The 13,817-nt window shown below is 44.2% G+C and carries 14 protein-coding genes; 9 read left to right on the top strand and 5 right to left on the bottom strand.

Annotated features, from left to right (window positions below; translation table 11 throughout):
* Positions 1 to 220: 220 nt before the first annotated feature.
* Positions 221 to 1,027 carry an adenosylmethionine decarboxylase gene (speD, locus tag MKY16_RS07140; protein ID WP_029516409.1) on the bottom strand — a complete coding sequence of 269 codons (807 nt, stop codon included), beginning with the start codon at positions 1,025 to 1,027 and terminating at the stop codon, positions 221 to 223.
* A gap of 684 nt (positions 1,028 to 1,711) precedes the next feature.
* Here speD and MKY16_RS07145 point away from each other — a divergent pair.
* Positions 1,712 to 2,560, top strand: a complete 849-nt coding sequence (locus MKY16_RS07145; RefSeq protein ID WP_029516410.1) for a hypothetical protein — start codon at positions 1,712 to 1,714, stop codon at positions 2,558 to 2,560.
* 86 nt (positions 2,561 to 2,646) lie between these two features.
* On the opposite strand, the gene MKY16_RS07150 is transcribed toward MKY16_RS07145, so the two are convergent.
* Positions 2,647 to 3,660: an RluA family pseudouridine synthase gene (locus MKY16_RS07150; protein WP_340954824.1), complete on the bottom strand. Its 1,014-nt coding sequence runs from the start codon at positions 3,658 to 3,660 to the stop codon at positions 2,647 to 2,649.
* A 223-nt stretch (positions 3,661 to 3,883) separates the two neighbouring features.
* Here MKY16_RS07150 and recQ point away from each other — a divergent pair, with 223 nt between their 5' ends.
* From recQ to MKY16_RS07165, 3 genes are all read left to right on the top strand, one after another.
* Positions 3,884 to 5,782, top strand: coding sequence for a DNA helicase RecQ (gene recQ / locus MKY16_RS07155; RefSeq protein ID WP_029516412.1), 1,899 nt, complete (start codon positions 3,884 to 3,886; stop codon positions 5,780 to 5,782).
* Between the two features lie 54 nt (positions 5,783 to 5,836).
* Positions 5,837 to 7,705, top strand: coding sequence for a B12-binding domain-containing radical SAM protein (locus tag MKY16_RS07160; RefSeq protein ID WP_340954827.1), 1,869 nt, complete (start codon positions 5,837 to 5,839; stop codon positions 7,703 to 7,705).
* Positions 7,706 to 7,881: 176 nt separating this feature from the next.
* Entirely contained in the window at positions 7,882 to 9,195 is a 1,314-nt protein-coding gene (locus tag MKY16_RS07165) for an alkaline phosphatase (RefSeq protein WP_185156331.1), read from the top strand.
* A 203-nt stretch (positions 9,196 to 9,398) separates the two neighbouring features.
* On the opposite strand, the gene MKY16_RS26105 is transcribed toward MKY16_RS07165, so the two are convergent.
* From MKY16_RS26105 to MKY16_RS07175, 3 genes are read right to left on the bottom strand one after another with little or no spacing between them, the layout of a single operon-like run.
* Positions 9,399 to 9,488, bottom strand: a complete 90-nt coding sequence (locus MKY16_RS26105; RefSeq protein ID WP_367988533.1) for a putative holin-like toxin — start codon at positions 9,486 to 9,488, stop codon at positions 9,399 to 9,401.
* Between the two features lie 39 nt (positions 9,489 to 9,527).
* On the bottom strand, positions 9,528 to 10,133 hold the full coding sequence (locus MKY16_RS07170) for a DedA family protein (protein ID WP_165144956.1): 606 nt from the start codon (positions 10,131 to 10,133) through the stop codon (positions 9,528 to 9,530).
* A gap of 15 nt (positions 10,134 to 10,148) precedes the next feature.
* Positions 10,149 to 10,724 (bottom strand): class I SAM-dependent methyltransferase, encoded by a 576-nt coding sequence (locus tag MKY16_RS07175; RefSeq protein WP_029516416.1) that lies wholly within the window; start codon positions 10,722 to 10,724, stop codon positions 10,149 to 10,151.
* A 287-nt stretch (positions 10,725 to 11,011) separates the two neighbouring features.
* Between MKY16_RS07175 and MKY16_RS07180 the strand changes: the two genes are divergently transcribed.
* The 5 genes from MKY16_RS07180 to MKY16_RS07200 all read left to right on the top strand — a co-directional run bounded on the left by MKY16_RS07180 (position 11,012) and on the right by MKY16_RS07200 (position 13,757).
* The gene (locus tag MKY16_RS07180; protein ID WP_340884779.1) at positions 11,012 to 11,254 is read left to right on the top strand and encodes a hypothetical protein; all 243 of its coding nucleotides are present in this window, start codon (positions 11,012 to 11,014) and stop codon (positions 11,252 to 11,254) included.
* Positions 11,255 to 11,355: 101 nt separating this feature from the next.
* Positions 11,356 to 11,709, top strand: coding sequence for a FlxA-like family protein (locus MKY16_RS07185; RefSeq protein WP_069012023.1), 354 nt, complete (start codon positions 11,356 to 11,358; stop codon positions 11,707 to 11,709).
* A gap of 297 nt (positions 11,710 to 12,006) precedes the next feature.
* A complete protein-coding gene (locus MKY16_RS07190; protein WP_069012025.1) occupies positions 12,007 to 12,435 on the top strand; it encodes a GNAT family N-acetyltransferase in 429 nt (142 codons plus the stop codon).
* A gap of 11 nt (positions 12,436 to 12,446) precedes the next feature.
* Positions 12,447 to 12,908, top strand: a complete 462-nt coding sequence (locus MKY16_RS07195; protein WP_069012027.1) for a hypothetical protein — start codon at positions 12,447 to 12,449, stop codon at positions 12,906 to 12,908.
* A 36-nt stretch (positions 12,909 to 12,944) separates the two neighbouring features.
* On the top strand, positions 12,945 to 13,757 hold the full coding sequence (locus MKY16_RS07200; RefSeq protein WP_340954831.1) for a helix-turn-helix transcriptional regulator: 813 nt from the start codon (positions 12,945 to 12,947) through the stop codon (positions 13,755 to 13,757).
* Positions 13,758 to 13,817 lie beyond the last annotated feature (60 nt).

A 13,817-nucleotide genomic window follows, 5' to 3' on the forward strand; every position in this document is an offset into this window, starting at 1 on the left:
GCGCTTACAATATGAAGCGGATGTAAAATCTATGCTGATATTTTAAATTAGTGGTTTCTTCCCCTATCATAGTGAACAATCACTCGCTTGTACAGATCAAGTTGAGTAATATCTTTTATTTTGTATCAAAAAAAGGACGAAAGCCTGGCTGTATTTCAGTCCAAGCGATCATCCTTTTTTTTAATGAAATGATTCACTTTATTTTCACGCATTCGATCTGTTACGTCATATTTTTACCGTAGTAAATTTCGTCCATTTCAATTTTGAGACGTGTTGATATATTTTGTTGCTCTTTTTCAGTCAGACTTTCCTTGGTGTAGCCGAACAGGTAATTGTCTAAATCGAATTGTTTTAGCTTACATTTGGTATGGAAAATATTTTCCTGGTACACATTCACGTCGATCATGTCATACTGACTGCGCACTTCGTCTGGAATATAGTTTTGAATGGAGCCGATATCATGGTCGATGAAAAGCTTATGTCCATTCATATCACGTGTGAAGCCGCGTACCCGGTAATCAATCGTCATAATGTCGGTGTCGAAAGAATGAGTCAAATAGTGGAGTGCCTTGAGCGGGGAGATTTCCCCACAGGTAGAGACATCAATATCTGCTCGAAACGTACTGATCCCCTCGTCTGGATGATATTCCGGGTAGGTGTGAACCGTAATGTGGCTTTTATCCAGCTGTATCACGACAGATTCAGGTAGGGGGCCTGGTGACTCGGCATAAGATTCAGTCGGAACCTCCACAATGGGTCCCTCTGATATAAGTACTGTCACGCTGGCTCCTTGAGGAACATAATCCTGCTGGGCTACGTTGAGCACATGGGCGCCGATAATGTCAGATACATTCTTTAAAATAGCTGTCAGCCGATCTGAGTTGTATTGTTCATCAATATATTCAATATACGCCTCGCGTTCTTCTTTGGTTTTGGTGTAACAAATATCGTACATATTGAAGCTCAATGATTTGGTCAGGTTGTTAAATCCGTGCAGGGTAATCCGCTGTTCCGGTGTTATGGTCATAGGCTATTTCCCCTTATAGTCGCAGTATTCATACATAATATTCCCAACACGCCTTTTCATATACCGATTCATAAAATCAGTTCTGTAGCTGTTAGATTAAAGGCTTGAACAAGTATGTCTTACCCGTTTGGCATAATTAAAAACAGGCAGGGGAGTGGCTTTGTTTTTACATGTATGGAAATTTTAATGTATATATACTTTATTTCTTACTCAGCAATTTTTAAGTAACAGGACTTATAATATGAACTATGTATACGAAGAAGGAACTGAACTGACAGAGAACTCGTAGTAAGACATAAGAACCGGGTTAGTAATTCATTAATTTAATGTGTTTCACCTTCACAATGCCGAAAGCTTAACCGAATATGATTATAGACCCGGAAAAATAGTGATTTTGTATATTGCATAAATCGAGAAAACAACTTCAGCTAATAATATGCGTATAATAAAATAAACGTAAGAAGCTGAGAATTATGAAGTTAAAATGAATTTGTTAGAGAGTTTAATTTACAAACCGATCCCATGTTACTGTCAGGATTTTGCACAATTCGATTCCAGTCGCTCCGAAGTGCAAGATATAGACGAACTAAACTACTTCGTTCTATACCTTTGTTCATTGGAAGTCGCTTATTGGATTTTTGCAAAATCCCTTACTGTAAGAAAAACGGTGGAAGGAGTATCAAGATGCTGGCTTTGTCCGATCCGGCCTGGACTCTGCTCCAAGGCCCTTATGGTTCTTCTCAATACGTCCCGGAAATGTTGAAACAGCTCCAAGCCGGATATGATGGCGAAATGGCTGACACCTTGTATTGGGAGGAGCTGTATCACCAAAATACGTTGTATACTTGTACATTTGCGGCTGTACCTTACCTTGTAGACATTGCGTTAAAAAGTTCTGATATAGGGATTCGTGCAGATATATATAACATTTGCGGAATATTCGAAGCGAAGAATAACAATCCCTTACATACCAAAGTTCCTTTGGAATTTACAAGGGATCAGGTGAAAGTGGATTCTAGTCTGGCTGAATATATTTACGCGCAATATCGGTGTGCCATTGTCCGACTTGCAGAATTGACTGAAGAAATGGTGCTGTATGCGAAAGAACACGAAGGAGATGTCGGTAAACGCTATGTTCTGGCTGCGGGTGCCGCTTTTCAGGGTTATCGCTGCGTAGCTTATATGCTACAAAGCTTCGATACTGGTGACGAATATACGCTGGATTGTCCGCATTGCGGTACCCCGCTCTATATTTGGCCTGATGAACAGAATGACACCTTGGTTGTCTATGATAAGGATCCTGTAAATTCAGATAATCTGGTTCCCCAACCGATTCGCCCCCGTTCATTGGACCATAGAGGTGCTAATATGCAGTGGTTGCACGAATATGCCCAAAAAATTGAAGAGAACAAGCTGATTGCCCAATTACCCTATTTAAATGGTTGGGTAGATTGTCCAGTGTGTAATACGCCCATATATATATGGGATGAGTTGATGAAAATGGCTGATGGTGTTCGGAGGTATACCGCTTAATCAATCAAAAAAGGGTGCTGTCCTTCTACAGCCCCCTCATTTCCTCTTCTATTTTTCTATCTAATCTCCGTATGCTTTGCTCAATTCTACTCCCGGAACGGATTCAAAAAGGTTTTAGGGATGTCGGATTCAAAACGCAGCAATACCCCGGTGACGGGATGAATAAAAGACAATACCCTCGCATGTAGGCCAAGGCGCCCAATCGACTTGGATTTGGAACCGTATTTTTTATCTCCAACAATGGGATGACCGATATCCTCCATATGTACGCGGATTTGATTTTTGCGTCCGGTTTCCAAACGTACTTCCAGCAAAGAAAAATGCCGATTGGCTTGGAGCAGCTTATAGTGAGTGACTGCGTGTTGTCCGTCATTCGGATAAGGACTGGAATACATTTTTAGCGTCTTGCTTTCTTTCAGCCATGAGGTGATTGTACCCTCAGCTTTTTTAACCTGTCCTTCTACAAGAGCAATGTATGTTCGTTCATACACAACTTCCTTCCACGCTTTTTGCATTTCCTGCTGTATGGCTTCGCTTTTCGCAAACATCATCACTCCTGATGTATCACGATCCAAACGATGCAGTACAAAAATACGATTGTACGGATGCTCGCGTCTCACATGGGCCGTAAGCTGGCGATAGGCTGTTACTTCCTGCTCCTGCGCTGAAGCCACGGACAGCAACCCGGCATCCTTATGGATAACGATAATGGCTTCATCCTCATGCAAAATACGTAGCCCAGTCAGTGGTACGACGGGAGTTACTTTTTCCTTGGAAAGAGCGACAGTCTGACCTTGCTCCAGTGGAAAATTATGCACGGTACGCGGAATGCCGTTGACGGACACCTGTCCACGAGCCAGTGCTGATTTAATGGAGTTGCGACCCATGCCAGTCACATGCTCTACTAAAAAGCTTAACAGCTCGGCAGGCTCCTGGACGATGTATGTTTTGGCAGGGGCTTTATCAAAAGCATTCGTTCTCCGTGGAGCTTCCGGTCTATGGGAGCCAGATCTTCCGGCAGGTTTATGACTGCGTTTGGAATGGCTTGCGTTTGACGTAGATTTTGTATGATTTTTCCGTTGGGGTTTCCGATTGTTCATGGGTTCTTTCTCCTTCTTGGAACCGTGTCTCTTCATAATTATGGACAAATTTTCGGCACCGTGTTCACTATATCATGAGAAAACAGCGAACGCCATAAGGGACTAAACCAGATTGGTAGTCTTCTAGCGGTTGAACATTACCCTGAACCCCGGTAAACTAAAGGTAACGAAAGAAAAGCCGATATGCGTCAAGGACGCTAGAAATATGAGGAGTTTTGAAACTATGAGTGTACAAGCACCAACCTTGGAACGGGCGCAGGACTTGCTGCAAAAATTTTATGGCTATCCCGATTTCCGGGAGGGACAAAAGAAAATTGTGGCCAGTATGCTGGAGGGCAACGATACGTTGGGCATCATGCCGACAGGGGGCGGAAAATCGATATGCTACCAGATCCCCGCGTTGTTGCATGAGGGGCTGACCATTGTCGTGTCACCGCTCATTTCGCTGATGAAGGACCAGGTGGATGCGCTGACCACGATGGGGATTGCTGCTGCCTACATCAATAGTACGTTGAGTGGTCGAGAAGTGAATGATCGCATACGAGCCGCACGGAATGGTGACTTGAAGTTACTGTATGTCGCACCGGAACGACTGGAACTGGACTGGTTTCGCGATGAAATGGCTCAGTTGCCGATTTCCTGCGTAGCGGTAGATGAGGCTCACTGCGTATCGCAGTGGGGCCATGATTTCCGTACCAGCTATCTGGCTGTGGCTCCATTCGTGGACGGGCTGTATGAACGTCCAATCGTGGCTGCGTTTACGGCAACGGCGACACCGCAGGTCATGGATGACATCGTGCGCTTGCTTCGTCTGCGCTCACCGGAGACGTTTGTTACAGGCCTTGGACGGCCCAATTTGGCGTTCAGTGTGCTGCGCGGGGAAGACAAACGCAGCTTTTTACTGAATTATGCCCGTGAGCATGAGGGTGAATCGGGCATTATTTATGCTGCGACACGTAAGGACGTGGACGATTTGTACCAACGGCTGCGTGACGCAGGCATGGCGGCTGGACGCTATCATGCCGGGATGACAGATCAGGAACGTGCAGATAGCCAGGAAGGGTTTCTGTACGACGATATCCGTGTCATTGTAGCAACCAATGCCTTCGGCATGGGGATAGATAAATCGAACGTACGCTATGTCATTCACTACAACATGCCTAAAAATATGGAGGCGTACGTGCAAGAGGCGGGACGCGCAGGACGTGATGGCGACCCGAGTCAATGTATTTTGCTGTTCGGACCGCAAGATATTGTGACGCAGAAGTTCCTGATTGAGCAAAATCCACAGGATGAAGACCGCAAGCGTAATGACTATCGCAAGCTCCAGCAGATGGTTGATTATTGCTACACGACTCGTTGCCTACGTACAGCACAGCTTGAGTATTTCGGAGAAGCGGAGGAGCATAAAGCTTGCGGCATATGCAGTTCATGTACAGATGAACGGGAACTGGTTGATATGACCATAGATGCGCAAAAGATTTTTTCGTGCATTCATCGCATGCGGGAACGTTATGGGGTCTCGATGGTCGCCTCGGTGTTGAAAGGCTCGCGTAACAAAAAAGTGCTGCAGTATGGTTTTGACAGCCTACCAACCTATGGCGTGATGGGCAACCGGACGGAAAAAGAGATCGCCGAAATCATCAATGTTCTTGTTTCGGAAGGCTATCTGATGTTGTCCGAGGGACAATATCCGGTCGTACGCTTGCAGCAGCTTGCCGCTGAAGTGCTGAAGGGCCAGCGAGAAGTCATGCAGCGTGTTGTGCGACATGCCACGGCTTTTGCAGGTGGAGCAGGTTCACGCGGACGACAGGGACGCGATGCATACCCGGCTGCAGTCAACGAAACCGTGTTCGAGCAATTGCGCCTGATCCGCCGCGATCTGGCCGCTCAGGAGCATGTACCGTCTTATATCATTTTCAATGATGCGACGCTGCGTGAGATGAGCGTAGCGAGCCCACAATCCGAGGCAGAGATGTTGCGGATCAAGGGTGTCGGAGAAGTGAAGTTCCGCAAGTACGGCAAGCCGTTTCTTGATTTTTTTCATAATCAGGGGAATATCGGGGGAACGGTAAGTGAGGACGAGATTTATGCAGACGATGTGTACGAGGATTTTGAATAGCCATACTAAGGTAAGGATATAACAGTCCATGCAAACTATAGAAGGTTGTGACCTATGAAAGTCATTTTATCAACGTTAAATGCAAAATATATTCATACCTCGCTGGCCATCCGATGTCTCAAAGCCTACAGTGAAAAGGACTTTGATATCGAGCTGGCGGAGTACACGATTAAGGACCCGGTGATGAACATCGTATCCGATTTGTTTCAACGGGGGGCAGATGTCATCGGCTTTTCCTGTTATATTTGGAACATTGAAGAGACGATTAAAGTCATCGATGTATTGAAAAAGATTATACCCGAAGTCAAAATTGTTCTGGGTGGTCCAGAGGTATCCTACGATACGGATCACTGGATGAAGCGTTTGGCGAATGTGGACTTTATCGTGGTTGGTGAAGGAGAGGAAACCTTCCATCAACTGCTGCAGGAGCTGGAAGGGGATCGCAAGTTCCATTTTGTGTATGGACTTGCTTACCGTAAGGGAGAAGAGGTTATTCAGATGCCCGGTCGTCCGAAAGCGGACTTGAACGAGTTGCCGTCGCCCTATCGTTTTGCTGAAGATATACCGGAACTCGGGAAACGGGTTGTTTATTTCGAAACGAGCCGGGGCTGTCCGTTCAGCTGCCAGTTTTGTCTGTCAAGCATCGAAGTTGGGGTGCGCTATTACGATATCGAGCGTACAAAGTCAGATATTCTGTATCTGATCGACAATGGAGCCAACCTAATTAAGTTCGTGGATCGGACGTTTAATATTAAACGCGATTATGCGCTGGAAATGTTCAAATTTTTGATTGAAAATCACCGTGGTTGTGTCTTCCAGTTTGAGATTACGGCAGATATTATGCGTCCCGAGGTATTGGATTATTTGGCGGAAAACGCGCCGCCGGGCGTATTTCGTTTTGAAATCGGCGTCCAATCAACGAATGATCCTACCAATGAGTTGGTTAAGCGTCGCCAGAACTTTACCAAACTTTCCCGTACTGTTACCAAGGTCAAACAAAGCGGTAAAATTGACCAGCATTTGGATTTGATCGCCGGGTTGCCCTTGGAGGACTACAACACATTCCGTAAAACGTTTAATGACGTTTTTGCGCTCGGCCCGGAAGAGCTTCAACTTGGCTTCCTCAAAATGCTGCGTGGCACTGGACTGCGTATCGACGCAGATAAGTACAACTACACGTACATGGACGTGGCGCCTTATGAAATGCTGAGCAATGACGTCCTTTCCTTTGCCGATATCGTCCGACTCAAGCGCTTGGAAGATGTATTGGAAAAATATTGGAACTCTCATCGTATGGATCATACAGTCAACTATCTGATTGAGCGTGAATTCTCGTCCGCCTTTGATTTCTTTCAGGAATTCGGAGACTACTGGGAAGGACAGGGCTGGCAAAAAATCGGACATCAGCTCGAAGACTTGTTCACACGTCTCCAGTCCTTTCTGGAATCGCGTGGAACAAAGCGAATGGATATGGTGCTTGGACTGATGAAGCTTGATTATTTCCTTAACCATAAATATAAGCCGCGTAAAATTTGGTGGGAGCATAGCTTGGAGAAGAATGATTGGTCCAGCTATATGAAAATGGTTCTCCAGCACCCGGATGCGCTGTTGTCACCTGTGGTTGCAGATTTTGTGGCAGATGCGAGCAAGGAGAGTACAGGCGAAACGGATGTAGGCATTCAACAGCCGCAGCCATACCGCGAGATTATCCCAGCCTTTGCTTCCTTGAAGCTGAGTGAAAAAGAACTGCAAAAGCACGCTGTTCTAGATGTACTGCCGTTCAGTCTGGATCATATCCTGAGTGGGGGTAGCCCATTGACTGCCGAAGGCCGCACGCTTCTGCTTGTAGTCTATCAGCAAAATGGACAGCAAAAGCCGCTCTACTACACCATGCCGATCGGCAAAAATATCGCTGCGATTTAATATAAGAGGCATCGACTTTGATATACCAAAAGTCGGTGCCTTCTTTTGTCTTATAAAAAACAGGTGAGCACTCCAAATTTTACATTCGTGTAATCTATTGCTTTACGATACTTTACAAAGCAGATATATGATTACTTTATCATATATGAATATTAAATTTATTGGAGTGTGACCTTGTGAAAAAGCGTTCGATGAAAAAGAGTATCCTTGCTTTAGGTGCCATTACCGTTTTGAGTGCGCCATTGTTATCTGCTAATATCCCTAACGCTTTTGCAGCCTCATCTAATACCAAGTCTACTACGACACAGGTATCCAAAGGACAGAAAACCTCGTCAGCGAAAGTCGATGCCCCTAAGAATGTCATTCTCTTTATCGGCGATGGTATGGGAGAAGCAAGTCGCAACGCGATTCGCTTGGCGACGGTAGGGAAATCGGGATTACTTGAAATGGACAACATGCCTGTAACCGGCCTGGTTAGCACAAGTTCAGGGGATAACCTGGTTACGGATTCTGCCGCCGCTGCGACTGCCATTGCAACAGGTGTGAAAACGTATAACGGCGCGATTGGAATGGATTTGAATAAAAAACCAGTGACAACGATTATGGAGCTGGCTAAAAAAGCAGGCATGTCTACAGGTGTCGTGACGACAAGCCAAGTGACAGACGCAACGGGGGCTGCCTTTGGTGCGCATGTCGAAAAACGCTCCGCTCAAAGCGAGATTGCCAAACAGTATTTGGAGAAAAGCAAGCTGGATGTTATTCTGGGCGGTGGTGAGGATTTCTGGTACCCTGCCGGAACAGTAGGCAAACATCCAGATGCTCCGGCAGAAGATCCTGAGGAAGCGAGTAAGGGAACTCAAGGGAATTTGGTAGAACAAGCGAAGAAGCTGGGTTATAGCTATGTGACGGATCAGACAGGAATGAAAGCAGCCAAAGGTTCTAAGTTGCTGGGGCTGTTCGCCAATGAAGAGATGTTCCAAGCTCACAACAAGCAGGGTAACTCTTACAATCCAACGGTTTCTTTACCGGATATGACGACCAAAGCAATTGATGTTCTTTCCAAAAACCAAAAAGGTTTTTTCCTGATGGTAGAAGAAGAAGGAACGGATGAGATGGCGCATGACAATGAAGGTGAGCTAACGATTAAGGCTGGGCAACAGCTCGATAAGGCCGTTAAAGTAGCTAAAGAGTATGCCAAAGCACATCCAGATACATTAGTGTTGGTGACAGCAGATCATGAAACGGGCGGTTTGGCGATTGAAGGCGAAGATGCGGAGGATGAATCCGGTGAAGGTGTTTCCAAAGAGGATGGTCCTTTTACTGTAAAAGGCTCTAATGAAAAGTTTTATATTGACTGGACCACGGGAGGACATACATCTGTTGATGTGGCGTTAACCGCGATGGGCCCAGGCTCTTCTCAGTTTAGCGGGAATTACCCGAATACTGCCATTCATGATAAGCTGGTTAAGTTGCTTCAATTAAAGAAATAGCTCGGGGTGTAAGCCGCCACTTTAAAGGCTTTCCATATTGGCAATATGGTTTTTCCTGTGATAAATTAAAGCTAATAAGTATATACTGAAAAAGAGCAAGGATGCTGCCAACATCCTCACTCTTTTGCAACAGCCGCTTATAAGGGCGGTAGTTGTAGGGTTGGATTAGTAAAATAGACCGCATTCCTTTTCCAGAGGGCGGTCTATTTCTTTTTGTTGAAGGAAAGAATCAAGATCACCAATGTCGCAAATTGAATCATCAACATCAATGTATCTTTAACCTCCACAGGCATCACCTCCTTTGCAGGAGACTAGCCGACCGTGTTCTACCTTTACTCCTCCGTTGTTTTCTTCCCCCACACCAATTTCATTATAAAAAATATAATGGTCAGCATGATGACAAGCAATGCCATCTGCAAGCCATAACGATGGATTAGTTCTCCTACTGCCTGTACATGATCGCCAAAGATACGTCCGAGTAGAAAGAAGATCAGCGTCCAGATCAAACCCGTTGAATAAGAGAAGAGGGCGTAGCGCTTGAAGCTCATTTTATTGATTCCGACAATATAAGGAATAATGTGACGGACGATCGGCAGCAAATAACTGATGCAAATAGTGAAGTTTCCATACTTATGTATCAATTTTTCCGAAAACGTAATGTACCTGTCCATTTTTTTCTTCCGGCGTAAACGTTCTAGAATCGGTGTGCCCACGGTTCTCCCCAATACATAACCTAAGGACAAGCCTGATATAACCCCAAGATATACAATTAAAAAAGCGGGTAACGGGTGAAGTATGCCCATGCCTGTTACAGCCCCGCCAGTCATTACGATGACTTCATCCGGGATGGGCAGACCCACAATCCCCAGCCATAGAGAAAAGAATAATGCTGCATAGCCGTATTGTTCGATGATGGAAATTAAATATTCCACGTCCATACCCGTACTCCTTTCTTAAGCTTTCTTTCGGCATACATACACGAATGCGGGTGGAACATTCATGGGCACAAACTTGATTTCTTCAATATCAAACCATTCACCTAACTGCTGCTTCATCTGTTTAGAGTATTGAAAGGCCACAAACATTCCTCCATCCCTGAGCGATAGATGAATTTGTTCTACAATTTGATTCCGCATCGCTTGTGGAAAATTGAAAAAAGGCAGCCCGCTGATTATGCAGTCAAGCTGTTCTATTTGAGCATTTTTCATAGCAAGCTGAAGCTCACGCGAGTCGGAATAGCATAGATAATTCGGGAATCTTCTTTTTAAACTCTGCTGCATGGTTTGGTCTTTCTCAAAGAGTAAAACCTTAGGTTGAAATTCAGCAGCAGACGGGATGTATTGGGTAATTGCCCCTGTTCCAGCACCAAGCTCGGCAACAGCATGAACTTCACTCCATGGAATGGATTCTATCATATTTTTAGCTAAAAATCTGGAACTTGGTGTTACACTACCCACGTATGCAGGCGAGTACAAAAATTTGACTAGGAACATAAGTCTCTCGTGAACCAAATGGCTAATACGGATCATACATCATTTCCCTACTTTCAATTTTTAAAATACGTTCATTTATTCTTTGCTAAGAGTAACAAATTATCCCTTTACTTACTCCTGTCTCAAGTAGGGTTGATCCCCCCGTCTTGCGGAGGGGATTTTCCTTGACTATGGTCTAGGAAATAATAAAAGGGTTACGGTATTAATGAGTCTGTATTGATTCAGTTATCATTCAGCATACCCTCAGGTTGCATTCAGATTTGCTACCGATGAAAGGTAGGTGGGCAGCCAAAAACATTATGTACACTGAGAGGGGATCTATTTTGTCACTATCCATTAACAGACATCTTATCACGACTTCCTATGATCATTCGAATACGGTGAAGTCACATGAGAATGGACTAAATACCGCGGGTCATACCACACACAAGAAATCTAACGATTCACTCGAATTGAGTAAGGAATTCATGGAATACACGGGAGGAATGCAGGCTCCGCTTCCTACGAATGCCACAGATGAAGAAATATCGGCTTTATTCGATAAAATCGCTAAGACTTTTGAATAATCTGTATCATCGTAGTCATAGTCATTAGAGTGCAACACCATAGCTTAGAACCGGTTAGCCCACACGTGTAAACTCATACTTTTATAAAGGGGAAATCTCGTATGAACATTTCATCCACATCCAGCAGTTCTATATCTATTTCAAGCACTTCATCTTCATCCAGTACCAACGATACAGCTAGTCTGGAAAAGCAAAAAGCTCAACTTGAAGCGGAGTACAACAAGGTACAGCAAAGTAAGGATAATAAAGATACAAAAGAAGCAAAAATGAAGCAGCTTCAGCAACAAATTAAACAGATTGAAGCTCAAATTGCACAGCAAAGTTCGCAATCCAGCAGTACGTCAACTCCAAAAATGGAAAAGCCCGCTCCAAGTAACACAGAAACAACTCGTATCAACAGCGCTAACAGCAGCGATATTACGGGAGTTGGGAGATCACTGGATATTTCAATTTAATCATCCCCTCTCTTCTCCTGTATGGCAGACGATGGATATAAAGGATAGCAGGTTCTCCGTTTCAGAGGGGCCTGCTTTTTTCGTTACTAAATATTTTGCATGAATCCAGGGAACGACTTTAATCAGCGATATTTAGATTAGAATAATTCTGTCCATCTAAATTGAATCATGTGACTAAACACAGAAAAATATATACAATATATAACAGTAGAAAGATAAAAGTATTCTAATCATAGTGTTTTATATATTTGAATTAGGAAGGTGTTATTATTCATTTCAAATTGGAGGATTTATGCCATGACGCTGGAACCTCAGATGAATCGAAGTAGTAGAGATGAAGCCCGTTTAGTCAGAAATAAGTTGATTGAGTTTAATGCGAAACACGTTCCAACAGATATTCGAACCCAATACGAAGAGATTAATCTTACGCTTAAAAATGAAGACGGTCAGGTGATAGGCGGTCTCCTAAGTGTACTATGTTGGAACTGGGTGGAGGTTGATATTTTGTGGGTAGATCAGAGCTACAGAGGAAAGGGCTACGGTTCACAACTACTTGGTGAAATTGAACAAATTGCTAGAGATAAAGGGTGTGATTTTATACAACTTAATACCTTTACTTTCCAAGCGCCCGAATTCTATGAAAAGCAGGGGTATGAAGTCGTTGGTGTCATTGACGATGCTCCGAGAGGCTTTAAACACTATTATTATAAGAAAAATATCTACTGAGGACTCTATAGATGCGCGTACAGATCAAGGAAATAAATAAAGATCAGCATATCACCATTCGTAATATTGGCAAGGAAAAAGTATACGGCTACTGGACATATTTTTGGCATGAACTGACTTCTGGATATGCGTATGTTGTCCCGTATGAACAAAGCTTAAATAAGATGATTCCCGGTTGTGTAATTTCGGTCGAGACTTCTCAATCCAGTATAGAGGGGTTCAGGAGGCTGAAGCCTACTGAAGAGACAGGGATTTTTCGACCTCAACCAAAGCTAGGCGACTATTGGATTCAAGGAACGATACATCAAGTGATGCAAGGCGAAGCAGACGAGATAGAATGTGTGGAGATTGTAGTAGGAGACACTACGTTTATTTTGGATTCTGAAGAAGTGAATGGTGATGTCAACGTTAAAGCGGGCGACGGTGTCGCCTTTGAAATCATAGGCCTACAGTTGTTTGACGAGGGACTGTGAGCGTTCTATAGCGATTGATTCGAAAAGAGGTAACACATGTCTAATGATAATAGTAAATCGAAAACGTTGGGAGCTTTTCTGAAATCACGTCGAAATCGACTTCAACCAGAGCAGGCAGGTCTTAGACTTTCACAGGGTCAGCGAAGAACACCGGGGCTTCGCCGAGAAGAAGTTGCGATGCTGGCAGGTGTCAGTGCGACGTATTTCACATGGCTGGAACAAGGTAGAGAAGTAACAGCATCTAAGGAGATTATCGAAAGTATAGGAGAAGCTCTACAATTAACTCATGATGAGAGAGCACATCTAATTCAATTGTGGAATCCCAATGAGGCGGTTGCGATTTCGCCCATCCATACAAGGCTGAATCCACAGTGGCAACATATTATTGATCAGTTGTCCTATCCTTCCTTTATCAGCAATGAAAAAGCGGAAGTGCTTGCTTGGAATAGCGCGGCGAATGAGGTGATTACCGATTTTTCTTCCCTGTCCGTTTCTGAACGTGTCATGATTCGTTTATTGTTCGTGGATTCCGAATTACGTCGTCGAATGGTTAACTGGGAAGAATTCGCGTCCTATTCGGTAGCTGTTTTTAGAACCTATTATGACAAGTATTTAGGAGATCCTTGGTTTGAGGAGACGGTAGAACGGCTGCGTGTGGAAAGTATGGAGTTTGACACCATGTGGAAGCAGCATCTTATCCAGCTCAAAAAAGTGAATCGGGTTTCCTTTCAAATTCCTGGTGCTGTGGAGGCCGTTTCCTATGATATTAATTCTTTAGCAAGTATTACGGACCAACCGGGTCTGCACTTTTGTATCTACACACCAGTAAGCCAATCCTCTGCCTGGTAATCTTGTTACTAGTATAAACGTACTGTGGTTGCCTCCATATGGGTCCATTAGAATGAGTAC

This window comes from Paenibacillus sp. FSL L8-0641, from assembly GCF_038006265.1.
GTDB lineage: Bacteria > Bacillota > Bacilli > Paenibacillales > Paenibacillaceae > Paenibacillus > Paenibacillus polymyxa_D.